At 38.7% G+C, this 16,717-nt stretch carries 7 protein-coding genes; 4 read left to right on the forward strand and 3 right to left on the reverse strand.

Annotated elements, in window-relative coordinates; all coding sequences use genetic code 11:
* Window positions 1-734 precede the first annotated feature (734 nt).
* A complete protein-coding gene (locus H6731_02935; GenBank protein ID USN51379.1) occupies window positions 735-2,165 on the forward strand; it encodes a TldD/PmbA family protein in 1,431 nt (476 codons plus the stop codon).
* A 2-nt stretch (window positions 2,166-2,167) separates the two neighbouring features.
* Entirely contained in the window at window positions 2,168-3,490 is a 1,323-nt protein-coding gene (locus H6731_02940) for a TldE/PmbA family protein (protein USN51380.1), read from the forward strand.
* A gap of 83 nt (window positions 3,491-3,573) precedes the next feature.
* Here H6731_02940 and ablB read toward each other — a convergent pair whose 3' ends face one another.
* On the reverse strand, window positions 3,574-4,557 hold the full coding sequence (gene ablB, locus H6731_02945) for a putative beta-lysine N-acetyltransferase (GenBank protein USN51381.1): 984 nt from the start codon (window positions 4,555-4,557) through the stop codon (window positions 3,574-3,576).
* Window positions 4,558-4,828: 271 nt separating this feature from the next.
* Window positions 4,829-5,548, reverse strand: coding sequence for a TerC family protein (locus H6731_02950; protein USN51926.1), 720 nt, complete (start codon window positions 5,546-5,548; stop codon window positions 4,829-4,831).
* A 192-nt stretch (window positions 5,549-5,740) separates the two neighbouring features.
* Between H6731_02950 and H6731_02955 the strand changes: the two genes are divergently transcribed.
* Both H6731_02955 and H6731_02960 read left to right on the forward strand, forming a co-directional pair.
* Window positions 5,741-8,071 carry an MMPL family transporter gene (locus tag H6731_02955; protein USN51382.1) on the forward strand — a complete coding sequence of 777 codons (2,331 nt, stop codon included), beginning with the start codon at window positions 5,741-5,743 and terminating at the stop codon, window positions 8,069-8,071.
* A complete protein-coding gene (locus tag H6731_02960; GenBank protein ID USN51383.1) occupies window positions 8,068-8,781 on the forward strand; it encodes a CoA transferase subunit A in 714 nt (237 codons plus the stop codon). The genes H6731_02955 and H6731_02960 overlap by 4 nt, the downstream gene beginning before the upstream one ends.
* A 28-nt stretch (window positions 8,782-8,809) precedes the next feature.
* Here H6731_02960 and H6731_02965 read toward each other — a convergent pair whose 3' ends face one another.
* A complete protein-coding gene (locus tag H6731_02965) occupies window positions 8,810-16,711 on the reverse strand; it encodes a hypothetical protein (protein ID USN51384.1) in 7,902 nt (2,633 codons plus the stop codon).
* Window positions 16,712-16,717: the final 6 nt, after the last annotated feature.

The raw sequence follows: 16,717 nt of genomic DNA on the forward strand, positions 1-16,717 counted from the left end.
CATTGCTTCGGAGAAAAAAATCCCATCTTTGTTTGATAATTTTATTGAAGCATAACAAAGTTATAAAAAATAGAACGAAGAAAATGAATTAACTAGAAAAATAAAGTCTGCGCTATCATCAAATTTTATTGTTGCAAAGGGCTATTAAACTTAAATTGCACGAACACAGTCATACAAAATCTCATTAAATCGAGGAAAAAAAGGATAATTATAAACTATTAAACATGGCAATCTCAATTCCAGTTCTTTGATTGAAAAATTATGCCCTAATGATTTTAAGTTTAGAGGGCTTGCGCTTATAGCAAAATTTATGGCTCTTGCCATCTGGGGTCACAGACCTTTTCCTCTCCATAATTTTGCTAACATTTCGCCAAGTCTAAATCCTTTTTTAACAGAAGCTGGCGACTTTTCTTGGCATTTGCAGCGCTGATCTTTCGGGACATCACCAAGAACTTCTTCAATATGCCTTCCACAACCAACGAACGATGGCTTTTTACAAACGGCACACTCAACTCTACGGCACATATAACCTCGCTTTAAAAATTTCACGCCATCATATCAATCTTTCCCAACCTGTCTATATTTCACTATACATGAGAACAATGATGTTTTTTCCCAAAGCTATAATCTCTTGAAAACACCCCATACTTGACGCTTTTTCATTGCATGACACAATATCTCTGCGGCGCTTGCTTGGCACCCAAAGCCTAAAAAAATATTTTCTAGGATTCCACATGTTAGACTTCAAAAACCCCCTCAAAAACTATGGCGATAAAGCTGACTTTTGGTCGCTTTATCTTTCATCGGAGCAGCACAATGAGCTAAGTTTTCGCTCTCAACTGCAGCAACCATTTTCTGTTAAAAAAGATACGGGCGCTCTAATTACGGTCATAAAAAATAATTTTATAGCCTATGCTTCTACGCAAGATTTTAGCGAGCAAGGAATTATTTCCGCTTTTGATGCAGCTTTGGAGTGGGCTGAGCGTCTTTCAACATATTCTTTGCTCAAAAATATTGATCTTCCTTTTGAAAATAATCACGGCAGCTATGCGCCCAATAAGGAAACTAAACTTTCTAAAGTCTCCATCAAAGATAAGTTGGATCTTTTAAAAGAAGCTGATGAGGCTTTGAAAAACAAATATATTGTCGATACCCATGCACTCTTGTGGACTATCGATACACAAACTACTTATCAAAATTCTCTTGGCGCTGATATTTCCCAAGAATTTAATTTACTCGTTCCGTCATTATCGGCTATTGCTCACCACCAAGGAGTAACGCAAGCGCGAACTCTTGGAGGTATGCGTGCCTATTGCCAACAAGGTGGACTTGAAAGCCTGCTTGATATCAATCTTGTAGAGCAAGCAAAAATGATCGCTCAAGATGCTGTCGATTTGGTCCATGCTCAAAACTGCCCAAGCGAAACTATGGATGTGCTGATTGATCCGGATCAGATGATGTTACAGATTCATGAATCCATAGGACATCCTATAGAACTCGATCGAATATTGGGTGATGAACGAAACTACGCAGGTACCAGTTTTGTTAAGCTCGACATGTTTGGCTCCTACCAGTATGGCTCTTCTGTACTCAATGTTAGTTTTGATCCTACCATTGAAAAACAATTCGCATCCTACGGCTATGATGCCGAAGGGACCAAAGCGCAAAAAGAATTTGTCATCAAAGATGGAATTTTAGTGCGCCCTCTCGGCGCTCGTGTCTCACAAAAAAGAGCTCAGATAGATGGTGTTGCCAACGCCAGGTGTTCATCTTGGAATCGCCCTCCTATCGATCGCATGGCTAATCTTAATATTGAGCCAGGCTCTCATAGCTTTGAGGAAATGCTCTCTAGTGTAGAAAAAGGCATTTATCTAAAATCAAACTCATCGTGGTCTATCGATGATTCACGAAATAAATTTCAGTTTGGTTGTGAATGGGGACAACTGATCGAAAATGGCAAACTCACCAAGGTAGTAAGAAGCCCTAATTATCGAGGTATCAGCGCAAATTTTTGGCGAAATCTTAAAATGGTTGGTGATATCTCCACAAGACAAGTGATGGGCACACCTTACTGCGGAAAAGGTGAGCCCAATCAATGTATTCGCGTAGGGCACGCATCACCTGTTTGCCTTTTTAATAACGTTGACGTTTTTGGTGGAGAGTAACCATGAAAAATTATTTTTACGATGTGATTGGTATTCTTGAAAAGAAAATTCTGCCCCAAGAGAAATATACCCTTTGGTTTTCTGGCGAAGTACTAGATTATGCTCGTTTTAATCACGCACAAATTCGCCAAGCAGGCACAACATATCAGCAAAATATTACACTGAGTTTAATCGTAGACGAAAAACACCTTTCCATGACCTTTGGCCTAACTAAAAATCTCAATGTCGATACTGTTTGTATTGGCAATGCGCTCAAACATTTAAGAGAGTTAATAATTTTTAGCAGCCCTGATCCCTACCTGATGCTCAACGATAAAGCCTGCTCTAGTGAAGTCATAGGCTCTCATAAAGTTGAAGATAAATTTAGTGTTGTCAGTCAAGTGCTTGATCAAGCAGCTGGACTTGACCTGGTTGGTTCATACGTTGGAGGCCCTATTTACAAGGGATTTGCCAACTCATTTGGACAGCGCAACTGGTTTGAAAGTGCCAGTTTTATTGTTGATACCAGCGTTTATCACAGCGGCGATAAAGCTATTAAACAAAGTTATTCAGATACAACATTTAATCATGAAATCTTTCAACAAAAAATGAATCAGGCTCGGGAAGGACTTGAACTTTTTCAAAAGCCATCACTCAGCATTAAGCCTCAGGAATACCGAGTTTATTTTGCTCCGAGCGCTGTCTATGAAATTCTTTGTATGATGAATTGGCAGGGCTTTTCTAGAAAAGCTCTCGAACTAAAAAGTTCTTTGTTGACATTATTGGCTGAAGGAAAAAAAAATCTTTCCGAAATGTTTTCTCTCTACGAAAACACAAAAGAGGGCGTCGGTCCGAACTTTCAGGCCAATGGATTTATTAAGCAAGACAAGCTTGCCATTATTGAAAACGGAACACTTAAAAACAGCCTTATCTCGCCTAAAACAGCTCGAGAATACAAGCTTGACCATAATGGCGCTGATGATGGCGAAAGCATGTGCTCAATAGAAATGCTTCCGGGCAATCTGAGTGAAAGCGATATATTGCCGACTTTAGGTGACGGACTTGTCATTAATAATCTTTGGTATCTCAATTTTTCTGATAAACAAAATGGATACTTGACCGGCATGACGAGATTTTTATGTTATGCGGTAAAAAATGGCAAAGCCGAGGCACCATTTTCAGTCATGCGCTTCGATGATTCTATCTATAGAATTTTTGGTGAAAACCTTTTGGGCATTAGCCAAATGAGAGAGAAAATCATCGACAATACTACCTATGAAGAACGTGCTACCAGCTGGGCTAAAGTACCAGGCGTTTTAGTTGATAAACTAAGACTCACTTTGTGAAGTTGTTTGGCACTCAGAGTTTATCTGAGTGCTAAAAGACTCTTTTAAGTTTTTTTATAAAACTTTTAGTTTTTTTACTGCATCTAGCATAAAGTTTTTGACCAAATATTCATGTCTTCGAAAGCTCCTTGAATATCACACTGATTTTTAGATCTTCCCAAATATTGATAACCCAACCTATGAAATACAAAATTCATACCATAACTTCGTGCACGCGCTGACGTATAAGCACAACTGTAGTTCATGTCTTTCAGAACTTTTTCTAACTGCCACAAAATATTAATCATGAGTCCATTTCCTCTGTGATTTTTTAATGTGGCGCAATCAGTCATTTCCGCAGCCTTAGTTCCCTTTACAAGTTCAGCACTAGCTGCTGCAACAATGTTATTTTCTAAAGAATTATTTTCAACCGCCACATAAAAAATACTTTCCTTGGCAAAAATAAATTCCAAATAATCATTGTGAATTAAGGGAGAAGGATAACTTTCAAATACTTTCCGATAAAGGGACAATAACTTAGGGATATCTTCTCTTCGTGCTTGTCTAAATGTGTAAAGAGAATGTGTTTTCGGATTTATTTTAAGTGGAGCGTGTTTTTTTACTTTTAATAAAAGATTTTCTTCCACTTCTTCAAGTTGCGATTTTTTTCGATCATCGCTCAAAAAAAGCGCCAAAAAATATGCGCTAACATTGGGGTTATAAAAGTTATCTATCTTGGCTTCGATTATAAAGTTATGTTGCAAAAATAATTTTAGATTTTCTTCTTTTTCAACTGCCAGAATTTTGTCAAAATTATTTTCATGGGCAATAAGCAAAATTCGCTTAAAAAGTTTTTTATAATTCCTTCCACTAATATTGCTGAGTTTGAGACGCTGATTATAGTGATCCAAATATAAATCAGCACAAAAATCCTCTTCTTCAATACTATAGTAAATACCATAAACGGCTCCAACCACTTTTACCCTTTGATCCTTATCAATGGTAAGCGATACTTTTCCCATCTTAGAACGGGGTCTACTTCTCTTTGCACGGATATCGTCAATCAAAGTATTAGATTCTGCGGCCATATTTTTCTCCTAAAATTGTGACAGCAAAGGCCCTCGAGCTTATAAAAATCGTTTTTTATAAATATTGAAAAATTCTTGAGGGCAGACTTGTAAGTGTGCATCGCTATTTCTAGATCTGACATTAAAAATAGCGTTTATCTTCTTAGTGTAACCTATCAAAATAATTATGCCCAAGAATCAACATTTGTCTGATTTATTCGCGTGAGAATTTGCCAAAATATAAAAAGCAGTTCAATACTGAGTTATTTTTTGCCGTAGAGAACAAATCAAGTCACTTATTTTTTTTTTGAGTTTTTTTACGATGAATAATATTGATTGCCTCAACCATCATTGAAAATGCTAAAGAAAAATAAACATAAGCTCTAGGAATATGGTGTCCAAAACTATCGGCCACCAAAAGCACAGCGATTAGCAACAAAAAGGATAGACCTAACACTTTCATGGAAGGATGTCTTTGTAAAAATTGCGCTACATACTGAGAAAAATAAATCATAACAATAACCGCAACAACAATGGCTGCAGCCATGATGACTAAGTGCGAAACCAATCCTATCGCAGTGATAATAGAGTCCAAAGAAAATACCAGATCGAGCAAGAGTATCTGTGCCAGTGCAGCTTTCATGGTAATTGGTGACAGCGAGGGAGTTTCTTTGCCTGCTTCTTCAAGGTGAAAAAATATTTCTTGAGTAGCTTTATAGATAAGAAAAAGCCCCCCAATCCCCAAAACTAAATCGCGCCCTGAAAACGAGAATTCTAGCACACTAAATAGTGGTTTGGTAAGCGATAGCATCCACCCCAAAGAAAAAAGCAATGCCAAACGCCCGAACAAAGCAAATCCTAAACCAAGTTTGCGCGTTTTTTCTTGTTGTTCCAAAGGTAATCTGCTTGTCACAATACTGATGAACAATAAATTATCGATACCAAGCACTATTTCGAGAGCAGTAAGCGACAAAAAACTTAAATATGTTTGCGGGTCACTCAATAACTCCATCATTGATTTTGTGCTCCTCACTATCAGACAATAAATTTATTTTCCACCATAAAGTATTCGGATTCAAAAAAAGAAGCGTTGTTGATAATGTAAACTTAAATAATCTCTTGCTCTCACGCCTTTTTGATTGACATGCTATAGATCGAAGGGTGAGTTTACTAAAACAGCTCTAAAAAATCATCAGGATATAACATGTCAAAAACATCTGATGTCATCGCTCGGTTTTTGTATAAGTTTCGCTTAGGCTTTTTTGCCTTAGCGCTTGCAATGTCAGTTTTTTTTGCCTTCAACGCCATAAAAATTCAATTTAACTTTTCACCCGACACAATTTTTCTACAGCAAGATGAAGCCTATAATTTTTACGAGAACACCTATTTGCCTGCATTTGCCAACAAGGGGCAATGGTGCATGCTCGCAGTTGAATCAAAAGACAAGACAAAACTTGCTTATCTCATAAAATCACTGAGCGCCAAGCTTTTAAAAAACGAACATATCCTTCAAGTGATCGATCCTTTCTCGCAAGAACTTTTCATGCCCACTGAGCAAGGAATCAAAGCAATAGCTACTACCGACAAAAATGGCCAACTCACTCCAGAAGCTGTTGAATATTTCAATAATCATCCCTTATACCAAGGATCATTTATCGGCAAAGATGGTCACTCCATGGCGCTTAACTTCATGGTTGCTTCTGAATTTGAAAATCAAGAAGAACAAGAAAAAGTAATCGCCAGCATAGAAAATGATATCTACCATTGGCAACAAGATGATCCCAATGTTTCACTCTATTTAACCGGTGTGCCTGTAATCCAATACGAAATGATTCAGCTGCTCAAAAGTGATCAAACACGTTTTGTTCCCTTTGTTGCGCTCTTTTTAATTTTGCTTTTGTTCGTCATGACCAAACATATTTTTGGTGCACTCTACCCTCTCTTTGTAATTTTTTTAGCACTCACTTGGACAGTTGGTTACCTTGTTTTGGCTGGCCACGATATCAATGTTGTAAATAACGCTCTCATCATGTTGATCATGGTGATCGGAATTGCCGATGCGGTGCATATCTATACACGCTACATCGATGAAGCTATTGATGCACATCAAAAAAATCCCAACGCTCCGGCCAAAAAAGAAGTAGTGATATCAACCATCAGCGCTATGCTGCTTCCTTGTTTTCTTACTACCGCCACTACTGCTTTAGGATTTTTATCTTCAGCATTTACCGATATTGAGATCATAAAACTATTTGGCATCGATACTGCAGTAGGCGTAATGTTTTGCTACATCATCACCTTCATGATCATGCCGGCGCTTTTATCGTGGCACAAATTGCCCACACGACATTCACCTACTTTTATGCGCAAGTGGCCAAAAATTCTTACTATCGATGGCATGTTGCGCTTTACTATCGGAAAATCTGTTCGCTACGCCAAACTTTTGACTACCCTTTCTGCTGTATTTCTCATAGTCTCTGTGATCGTTGGCAAAAACATCACTTCCAATCAAAATTGGACTGGCGAGCTTCCACCCGACAACAAAGCCAATAATGCTCTTAAGTTCATCGAGAAGAATTTTTCTGCCATTATGCCATTTTATGTAGTTTTTTCAGGATCTGAAGAAATTTTAAACTCTCGACACCTTGCCCTGAGCATCAGTGATATGGCACAAAAAATTCGCAACTATCCGCTCCATCCAACTGTTAGAGCTCCTACCGATGCACTCAATTTTTTGCTTGCTCACAACCCTCCACCGCTTGAACTCAGCGAGATTGACGATGGCACTTATGGTGAGCTTAATAAAATAATCATGCAGTTTGGTGAAGAAAAGGAAAATAATGCAGCTGCTATGTTCTTTAGCAAAGACAGGCAACATCTGCGGATTTTAGGATTTTTGCCCAACACCTCCACGACTCAAGCTGAAAGATTTCGCAAATTTCTCCTAAAAACTCTCGAAGAGCACAAAGTGGAGGGCATTTCTCTTCATGCTACAGGCCCTGCACTCATATCCTCAAACGCGCTTCACCATTTAACTCGTAGTATGGCAAGTTCTATTGGCCTCGCACTTATATTTATCAGTGTTTTTGTGGCGATATTTTTTCGTTCTCTGCGCTATATGATCGCGGCCGTTTTGCCTAACATTTTACCCATTGGACTCACCATTGCGGCCATGTATATTTTTGGTATCGATGTTCGCCTCGCTACGGTTATGATTTTTTCCATGGCACTCGGACTTTCGATCGATGCCTGCATTCACCTGCTCTCACGCATGGAAGAAGAACGTCACAAAACAAATCGGTCGCTCAAAAAAATTACTTTTATTCGCACTATTTTTCGAGCCTTTCACGGATCAGGCAGACCTATCATCTACACTACCGCAATTTTATTGGGCGGATTCTCCATCATGTTTTTTTCACAATTTATGGCCTTAAAAGATTTTTCCATTATTGCCACAATCACCTTGCTGAGCGCCTTGATCGCTGACATTATTTTGCTTCCTGCTCTTATTTTAGTATTGAGGAAACGTTCATGAATGCACTTTATAAAGTTGTCGACAATGCTCATGTGGCTCTGCGAGATCTTTTTGATGGCGCCACTATCATGAGCGGTGGCTTTGGGCTTTCCGGCGGCGCAGAAAATTGCATCGAAGCCATACGCGATTCGGGCAAAAAAAATCTAACTATTATTTCTAATAATTGCGGCAACCAAGGGCAGGGTTTGGCAGTTTTACTAAAAAATCATCAAATAAAAAAAGTTATCTGTTCTTTTGTGGGGGGAAATCCTGATTTAGAGGAACTGGTGCTCAACAACGCTATCGACATCGAGCTTAACCCTCAGGGAACTTTGGCCGAGCGTATTCGTGCAGGGGGCGTTGGCATAGGAGGATTTTTTACCCCCACCGGTGTAGGAACTGTGGTGGCAAAAGATAAGGAACATCGCACTTTGAATAACAAAAATATGATTTTTGAAACCGCCCTGACCGCTGATTTTTCTATTCTTCGTGCCCATGTCGCCGATACTTACGGAAACCTTCGTTTCTATCGTACCAGTCAAAATTTTTGCCCTGCCATGGCAATGGCTGGAAAAATCACTATCGTCGAAGCAGAAAAAATTGTTGATTTTGGCGTGCTTGATCCTGATGACATCCACTTGCCAGGAATTTTTGTGCAACGTATTTTTTTAGGCCAGCATCACAAAAATGTGATCGAGCATAAAAAAGTACGCAGCACAAACATCTTGTAACTTTATAAAACTTGTTCAAACGCATGATTTAATGCTCATGCTTATGCCCATGAGGCACATGCTTAGCTCGGGCAATGTCTTCTTCGGCCAATGCTTGAGCATAGATCTCATGAAGACTTTTTAGTTTACTTTCTTGAGGTAATAAAGTGCCAGAATTATCAATAAACAAATCACTTTCTTTTAAGAATTTTATGAGGAAGCGGCTCGACACTGAAATAGTTTTTATGATTTGCGGAAGTTTTTCATCGATTTTATCAAAGGTCCACGCTGAAAACTCATGGGGCGCAGTAAGAATTTTCTTAAGTATATGAGTATTGGCCATATAGGAAAAATAGTTGTATTCCACCATGGATGCAGTAAGTGCTCCCTCATTAGAATATTCTTTCATCCTATCTAAAGATCTTTGATAATCTTGCTCGCTATATTCAGGCAAAAACTCCCCAGCGACGGAGGCTGCTGCTGCACCCAGAGTGATTCCTCCACCTAAAAAGTGTGCCATAGCACCAAAGATCGAAGAGTAAACGGCAAAATCAGTGCCAAAGCGTACAGAACCTCGGCCCAATGCTTGATAAGAGTCATACCCCTCCAATCGCTCTATTCCATAATGTGCAGCAAAGTCGATGTAAGGTAGAGACTTCAATACTGATTTTCCAACGAGAGCATAGCCCTCGCTTTTTAAATAGCCTAACCAAGATTTATCGTTTAACTCTATCGTTTCTAAACTTGATAAGACATCATGGGCTTTTTCACGAAATTGTGGGCTAAAGTCTGGGTGAGCGGCCAAGATATCTTCCAAAGCTTGCCGCATGTTTGGACTATAAAACTCCGTGGATTTCGGCGTTAAAAAGTCTGCCTCCAACATGTGAGTAGGGATCTCTTGCATAAAAGCTTCTTGTCCCAAAAGAGATGGAAAAAGTCTGTCGTTTGATAAGATTAAGCCTTCAGGATTATTAGAAAGAAGCGCTTTTTCTAAAGGTAAAAGTAATTCTTCCTGTTTGATTATGTTGAGCTCTGCTGGTTCAACAAGTTGGTAATCGATGAGGCCATCAATATATTTATGAGCGAAATACTGCCAGGGCTTAAAAAATAGAGTTCGGTTTAGTTGATCGCTTTGAGGAATGTTTGAAATATCCTTATAGATTCCAAGTGCATGAAAATCTTTTGCATAGGCTTCTATTAACTTATGCGAGGCTTTTTCAAATGACTCCTCAGTCCCATCAAAACCAGGAGTGCCGCCAACAAAATAGCGGTTCCAAAAGTGATGAAAGCCTTCATGTCCAATCGTTGCAGCAGTATACTCGAGGTTTTCTTGAGCCGAGGCTATGGCAATAACTTTTTTACCAAAGATCTGCGAGACATCTTTGGATGAAGCCCGCTGCCCTTCAAGAGCTGAATCATTATTAAAAAATCCACTTGAATCACCTAATGTTTCCCGATCAAAAAACAAAATAGGAAGCCCTTCATCACTTTTTATAGATTCATAAGATTGTTTGACATATTTTGAAGGCGACGTCTTGAGAATTTCATCAGCACCTAAGACGCTATCTATTTGTGAGCTATTTTCTAAATAATAGTTGGTTCCCTTGACTCGGTAAGGAAAAGCTACTTGTTCTTCATTCTCAAAGGTCCATAAAACCGGTTTATCTAACTTCTCAATTTTTTCGAACAGCTCCTTATTAAGAACATGCTCTGAAGTTTCAGGTTCTGAAAACTCCTGTCTCTTTAATAAGCGTGATCTGGCTAAAAGAGTGGCCAAAAATGCCTTTGAAGCCGACTCAGACGCTATTATTTTTTCCCCTTCCAGAGAGAATAAAGTGTGGTAAAGGTGAGAGCCTTCCCTCACTCCTTGGTGGGAGTTAAAATACTGATGAGCTCTTTCACATAATTCACTAAACCAAATCTCTTTTTCCTGATCTTGCTCTTGGGGAGAATTATTGAGCATTTCACTGTTCGCCACATGAAAAAAGTAGTTTATAAGTTGTTGCTCTTCAGAAGAGCAAAAGCCGCCTGGAAAAATACTCTGCTTTGCGTTTTCATTTTCCTGGGGATTTTGCAGCTTTGTTTTCTGCAAAGTTGTGCCAAGCTTATTATTTACTCTTTTGGTCTTTATGATTTTAGTTTGAGCGAGTGGTTTTTCTTTGTCTTCTTTAAGGTGACTCTTCTCATCAAATACTGATTCCCCCGAAAATAAAGCTAGAATTTCTGAAAAATAATCGCTGCTTTTTCCTACAAAATCGATGACGTGATCAAAGCTATGTTTAACTTCGGATATCCTTCTTGAAATATCTTGCTTGCTGGTGGGAACAGAAAAACCCTCATACATAAGCGAACTAAGTCTTACGGAATGGCTTTGTTTTTTTAGGTCAAAACTTGCCGAAAATTCATCCACACCAATACCAAAACCATGATGCCCTCCCTGAACGATATCTGAAGAAAAACTAAAACTATGCCCATTGTCTAACACAGTAAGAAATCCGCTGGCGCTATCAGGAAAGTAATTCCCCAAGGCATCAGTTGAGAATGATAATCCAGCAATAGCTCCTTGATTATGAAGTTCGTTAGGCATTTTCAGATGGGTTGTGGGACCCACATGGGTATTTTCAGACAGATGATTGATTTTTAGCTTGGCTCCTTGAAGTTGTGCTGAAGCTAAATAAAAACCATCTTTGGCATTTTCTATAAACAGTCCTACTGGTGCTTTACCATTGACCCTTGTTGTAATGGGTTTGATAGTTTTTTGAAAAGAAACCTCGACAATTGGCCCTACTGAAGCGGCTAGATTTAGGGGGTTCATATTGATTTCTAATTTTTCAAATGAGGTTTTGCTTATATTTTGCCGCATGTGCGATGAAAAGCTATCGATATTCATAGCACTTTCATGAGCAAACAATAGGCTATGATCCTGTTGCCAATCATTTACATGGCCTGAAAGTTGACCCGAGACTATAAAACTCGATGGAATATAAGTTGTGCTTTTACTTTCGCTTTGCTCAAAGTGTGCTCCAATTTTTGGATTTACGTGATTAAAGCCCAAATGAAGGCCCTTCTTTCTACTTTGAGTTTTAACGCTACTTTCGAAGGGAGTTTGTGTGACTAAATCAAGCTCTAGACGAGAATCTCCCACTATGATGCTATAGCCATCATGTAGGTTGAGGCTTCCTCCTGCGATATCAACCAAGCCCCCTACGCGCATTGCACCTGGACCTGGTCTTGTGATGGACTGTTTTTTATCCACCTGATCAAAGCTGACCCTCGTATTTATCAAGTCTTTTGTCCGAGCAACAAGTTTTTTAATAACCCCCTTTTTCTTCTTGCTACTGTGAGGGATTTCTAAACTAAATTTATGTTTACTCGAATGACGAACATCAAAAATTGGCAGTTCTTGTAAATCAACAACTTTAGCATCCAGTACCAATGTGGAGTTAGGCGCATCTAAAACAATTCCTGGAAAGTCAACCTTGCCTTCTTTAGAAGACCAAATAATAGTACCAGCAGTGGCTGTTTCCTTGAGCGTTGACCAAAGGGTGTAATTATTTCGAGAATTCCCCTGATAGCCTTGCAGAGCTATGGAGGTTATATCTCCCTGAGCGCTGGTGACAATTCCTCCATCGCCTGCTTTTAGATAGCCTGCCGTTTGGTGGATTTGCCCATCAGCAGAAAGCAAAAGTATTTTGTCACCTGAAATGCTTCCCTCGAGGAATTGCGTTCCATAGTTAAAGTAACGGTGCCCTTTATGCTTTTCATAGCCTGCAACATAATACAGAGCCAATCCCTGATTATCATAGCCTTCTTTAGCAAAAATCATGGTGTCAGAAGATGACGATTCAAACTTGGTTCCAGTTCCAGTGATTTTTCCTTCTTCACTAATAACTCTAAGACCGATTTTTCTTTGATTAATCTCGCCACTAAGTGGATCGGTGTATTCATATTGGCGGCCTTGGCCACCTTCAATAACTACTGGAGAAAAAATATATTTTTCGATTTGTCCACTTAATCGCTTGTCATTATTATAGCGAATGTTCTCTTGCCCATATTTGCAAAAGACTCCGAGCCTACCATCAACCTCGGTATAAACATCTCCCTTAATACGAACACCTTCGCCTAAAATCACCTTGCCTTCTTTGGCATGAAGGATCATTTCATTGAGGGCCTTGAGCTGAACATGATTTTCTACATCAATACTTCTAGCATCAATAAGCAAAGATCCAGAGGGAATGCCTTTAATAGATTGAGTCAATACTTCATCGCCATCGCTGAAAATCTTGAAATCATTTGAGACATGAAAGTTTTTATAAAGGCCTTCTTGGGCAACCAAATGGGAAATGTCTTTTATTTTTTGAGCCCTCAAGGTGGTATTGGCAAAATCCACTTTTGCATCCGGTGATAAACTCATTTCACCTTCTTTGATCGTTATTGAGAAGTTTTCTCCACCCAGTACTGCATGCTTAGAAATATCTAGATTACGCTTAACGTCAAAGACCAGAGTTTCTGCGTCATCAAATTTTCCATCGCTATGAATATTTTCGGCCAAAAACGAATAATTTCCTGATTGATAATTGGCTAAAAATCTTTGATAAATATCAATGCTACCTCGAGGAGCGCTTACATGATTATTGGGAGAGTCAAACTGGGCATCATTATTCAAAAGGATATCACCGTGCTCAGATGTTAAGTTTATATGGTGGCCAGCATGAATGTTTGCATTATCGTCAAGCTTATTATTGGCTGTAGCTGTAAAACCCATTGCTGCATATTTTTTCCCCTCCAAGCAAAGCTTATGAGCACCACATATGTTGTTATTGATAACAACATCGGTCGACGATGAGTAACCATATCTAGTTAAAACACTTTTGGTCGCAGCAAAACTTTGCCCCTCATCCAAAGAAAATATGGAGTTTCGATACACTTTGCCGCTCATAACAAGATCTAAGCCACTGACAGGACCACTGAGATCCACCAGGGAATTGACCGAGACGGTGGGCCCGATAACTGCAAGCGCAGAAGTAACTAAGTTTTCTTTTGACAATGAGAAGTTTGTTGAACTTTTTGTCGCCAAGCCTTGCACGAAGCTTGAGAACAACTGAGTTGTTTTCGCCGCAGTCATACCTAGATTGATCCCTTGGCCGATTTTTCTATGCACAAAGGCAGGGCGGAATTGTTTTCCTTCAGGCATTAATGGGCCCGTCATTATTTGATAAAGTGTGCCACCAATGTTTATGATTCCCATAGCGATTTGCACGCCTTGAATTACATGCCCAGTCACGCCACCACTGACTACACCGCCTGCAATAAAAAAGCCATTTTTCAAAGCGCTCAGCAAAAGAGGTTGCTGATACCAAGACTTTTCCTCTTTCCACCACGTTTTTGGATTCAGCGATGGCAGAGCAAGAGCAATGGGTTTCATCATAATAAAAGAAAGATCACTCACATTAATTAGAGAATTCACTTGGAGATAGTTTGATTGATTAAGTGTCAACAAACTCAAATTCATAGCAGAAGCATTAATGGTAAAAGAATCAGTTCCGTTATTTTTGGCCAGCAAAGATAAATTAATCAATGTGTTGATTTCAAGGTTTTTAGCAGCAGATGTGTTAGATAAAAAAGCCACATTAAGATAATCGGAATTGAACTGAATATTTCCATCGCTGTTGATATCGCCGCCAAGAGCATTAACAATTACTGCAGCATCAACGTTGGTGTTATTTTCACTCTGAATATTGCCGCGGTTTAAAAATATCCCTTTCAAATCTATATCGATATTTTTTCCTGAAATATCGCCTCGATTATGTAAATGTTTACCAATTATCTTGTTGAGATGTTTGGCATTTAATCGCGCGGTTTTCTCAAGTTTAATTTTTTTATCGCAGGAGATTTGACTATTTTCACAAGAAATTTCGCCAGATAAAGTAATTAAATCGTGACCAATCATTATACTGGTATCGCATGAAATTATAGAGTTTTCCTCTGTGATAATTTTATTGGCTTCTTCAAAATTAGTTTTTGAAACAATCTTTGACCCACTTTGGTGGCTTGCTTCTTGGGTTTTTACGCTCAACTGCTCGCTCATTATGCGCGCACTGCTATCAAAAGTGACATCTTGTTCAGAAATAAAACTCATATTTTGCGAAACAATGCTACCACCAATCTTAGTGTTATATGCTTCAGAAACGAAGGACATAGCTTGAGTATAGGCGCTTTTATCATGTATCAGACTTCTGCACTGACTTTGCAGCATGCCATCGCATGAGATAGTTCCTAAAAAAGTTAAATCATTATCAAGCCTGATAGCAATATGCCCTTGCTTGCTTGGGTTTTTAGCTTTTACGTCTATCAATCCTGAAAATTTTGCGTCTTTTCCTTGCAGCATAATTTGATTGGCAAAAATCTGCGAGCATTCAAACTGCTCAAAATCTTCTTTGGAAAACATTAATAATTTTTCAGTCTGAATATTTCCCGATAGATTTATCGCTTCGGAAAATAAAAATAAATTAGAATATGAGTGACTGTTGCCGTCAAGAAAAATATCCTTACTGGAAATCTTTATAGAGTTTTTCTCAAATCCGCCTGCAGATAAAAAGCTTCCTGGTTTTTGTGAAAATTTCTGCCCTGCTTGAAAAAATAATGGGTGGTTTTTTGCTTGCGCCTTTCCTGCAAAAATAAAATCATTTTTGGCAGAAAAAGTTGCCCCCCTTTTTAGCTTTCTCATAATATTTTTGGTTTTGTCAGAGAGACTTGTAACGGCTTGCCGATCAGAAGCCACAGATAGATCAAGGTTCAGCATTCCCTGAAAGTTAATATTATTTTCGCTGGCCATATTGAGATGATGAAAGATGGTAAATTGCGACTTGGAAAAAATTTGAAGCATGTTTTTGGCGTTTACTAATAAAACCAAAGCCTTAAGCTGATTGTTTATCAAGTAGACGTCGGCGGCAGCGATATGCCCTACTCCCAAAATTTCGGTTTGCCCTTGATCTTTAAATACCGTAAAATTGCCAAAAAAACTATCCGAAATTTTTACATTGTTTTGGTTTAAGAAATTTCCTCGGGATTGCTTAAAAATCCTGGCACCAAGCAAGCTTTTATTGACAAAATTATCAACAGCAAACTCCATTTCATCCACATTGAGTTTGCCTAAGTTTTCTATTTTTTGCGCTTCAAAAACACCATGACCCAAATGAGTTTGGCCTTTATTGATAAAGTTGTCGGTTTTTATAAAGGTTTTCTTAAATAAGGTTTTTGACTTTGGGTGAAGTTGCAAATTTTTAAAGTAGCCAACTAATGCATCAACATGGAGATCGCCCGAGTTTTTTAGTAGGTGGACACTTTTGTTAAACAGCACATTGCCGCTATTTACTTCTCCACAAAAAAAATGTTTGGCTCTTACTTTAGAACCCAAATCAAAATCCACGCTGACATCATCACCGATATTCACAAAGCCAAGCTTGGATTCATCTAAAAATCTATACTGCCCCTTTTCAAGCATGAGTTGAGAGTTTTCTTCTTGCTGCACACCCTGTTCGAATTGACATTGCCCCTCTATAGAAAAACTTCCGTGCACAAGACTTAGAGGGTTTTTAAAGAATATATCCGCGGATGATTCCACCCGAAGTCCTTTGTTTTTTGGAAAGTTCTCTAAATCAATGGAGCCGTTATGGCTGCTTTTAAAGTGAAGGTAGCCATCTTCGTGCTTGCTCAAAGAAGCCACTGCCTGATCAGCCAACAAAAAGTTTATTTTAATGCGCGGGTTTTCAATTAAACTCTCTGCGATTTCTGCTTTTTCAAAATCTAAAATTATTTTTTCTGAATTTTTTTCCACTTGGAAATTTAATTCCAAAAATTTTTCATGAGCGTGCTGAAGGGAAAATGCTGTTTTCCCCACGGCAAAGCTGAACACAAAAATAAATATTTTTATTAAAAATTTTTTATTCATCTTTTT

It is taken from the genome of Myxococcales bacterium, from assembly GCA_023898405.1.
Lineage (GTDB): Bacteria > Myxococcota > UBA727 > UBA727 > JABDBI01.

Coding starts and splice junctions, on each gene's coding strand:
- H6731_02935 (USN51379.1), top strand. CDS start 735: ATGTTAGACTTCAAAAACCCCCTCAAAAACTATGGCGATAAAGCTGAC.
- H6731_02940 (USN51380.1), top strand. CDS start 2,168: ATGAAAAATTATTTTTACGATGTGATTGGTATTCTTGAAAAGAAAATT.
- H6731_02960 (USN51383.1), top strand. CDS start 8,068: ATGAATGCACTTTATAAAGTTGTCGACAATGCTCATGTGGCTCTGCGA.
- H6731_02965 (USN51384.1), bottom strand. CDS start 16,711: ATGAATAAAAAATTTTTAATAAAAATATTTATTTTTGTGTTCAGCTTT.
- ablB (USN51381.1), bottom strand. CDS start 4,557: ATGGCCGCAGAATCTAATACTTTGATTGACGATATCCGTGCAAAGAGA.
- H6731_02950 (USN51926.1), bottom strand. CDS start 5,548: ATGGAGTTATTGAGTGACCCGCAAACATATTTAAGTTTTTTGTCGCTT.
- H6731_02955 (USN51382.1), top strand. CDS start 5,741: ATGTCAAAAACATCTGATGTCATCGCTCGGTTTTTGTATAAGTTTCGC.